This is a genomic window from Dietzia sp. SYD-A1 (assembly GCF_015356725.1).
Taxonomy (GTDB): Bacteria; Actinomycetota; Actinomycetes; order Mycobacteriales; family Mycobacteriaceae; genus Dietzia.
Map to the genome: position 1 here is coordinate 1 of NZ_JADDKI010000525.1, position 804 is coordinate 804.

The following is an 804-nucleotide window of genomic DNA, read 5'->3' on the forward strand; positions in this document are numbered from 1 at the left end:
TGCGCGCACTGTCCGGGCTCGAGCCCGGGGCCGCGCCGGGCGACGAGCTGGTGCCGGAGGTGGTGCGCTGGTTCTCACCCATGTGGTTCTCACGGGCAGGGTCACGGCCGTGCTCAGAGATCGTCGCGGAGGCGAGGCGGCTCGGGCTCGTGGTGGGGACGACCGCCACCAGCGCGGCCAGGCTCCTGGTCTCCGGTCCCCCCGCCGCGACCCCTTCGGTCGACGACCTCGAGCCGGTCCTGAGCGCGGCGCTCCCCGAGCCCGTCTCGGAGGTGATCGTCCAGGCCGACCTCACCATCCTCGCCCCCGGGCCGCTCGTGCCGGAGCTCGCGGCGGACTTCGAGCTGCTCGCCGACGTCGAGTCCGCGGGGGCCGCCACCACCTACCGGGTCACCGAGACGTCACTGCGTCGGGCTCTGGACTCGGGACGGACCGCCGCCGGGATCAGGGAACTGCTGGCGCGGACCTCCGTCACCCCGGTCCCACAGTCCCTGGACTACCTCATCGAGGACGTGGCGCGTAGACACGGCCGGCTCCGGGCGGGGGCCGCGTTGTCGTTCCTGCGCTGCGACGACCCGTCGCTGGTGGCGCAGGTCCTGGGCTCGCCGGTGGTGGAGAGGTGCGCGGTGCGATCGGTCGCCCCGACCGTCCTCATCTCCCAGGCCCGCCCGCTGGACCTCGTCGAGGCGCTCCGGGAACACGGATTCGCCCCCGTCGTCGAGGACACCTCCGGGGCGGTCGTCGCCCTCACCCGCCCGATGGCCCGCGTCCGTGCCGCCGCCCCCGGTCGGGCCCCCCGCGTCC

General features: G+C 75.1%; 1 protein-coding gene. It reads left to right on the forward strand.

Features of this window, described 5'->3' with window-relative positions:
- Positions 1-804 (forward strand): helicase-associated domain-containing protein (locus IY392_RS16435; protein ID WP_194861802.1); only part of this gene is annotated, 804 nt, incomplete at both ends.